At 33.0% G+C, this 327-nt stretch carries 1 protein-coding gene; it reads left to right on the top strand.

Features of this window, described 5'->3' with window-relative positions; genetic code table 11:
- Nucleotides 1–107 precede the first annotated feature (107 nt).
- On the top strand, nt 108–327 hold a 220-nt coding region (locus tag BCT81_RS03930; protein ID WP_133152534.1), incomplete at its 3' end, for a helix-turn-helix transcriptional regulator.

The raw sequence follows: 327 nt of genomic DNA, 5'->3' as shown, positions 1-327 counted from the left end.
GCATTGAATAGGTCTCTGTTATCATTAAGATGCTAATGAATAAAACTCATGCATAATAAAATAACTAACAGTAGTTTTACTGGTTATAAAAAGGAAAGGATCCCCCTTTGTTTAGTCGTGATGATTTTGGTGAAAAATTAAGAAGCTACAGATTAGAGAACAATTACTCTCAAAAAGAACTTGCCGATACACTTTCATTGTCGCATGTTTCATTTCAAGATATCACCCAATCTATGATCAGTTTGTGGGAGTCTCAAAAAAGGTTGCCGAGCCTACTAAAACGAATTCTGATTGCTAACTTCTTTCTATGTGAATATTGTTATAGTT

The sequence above is a fragment of the Vibrio sp. 10N.261.52.A1 genome (assembly GCF_002876325.1).
Classification (GTDB): domain Bacteria; phylum Pseudomonadota; class Gammaproteobacteria; order Enterobacterales; family Vibrionaceae; genus Vibrio; species Vibrio chagasii.
Note: the sequence above shows the minus strand (reverse complement) of the source record. Positions and strands in the feature narration are given on the sequence as shown.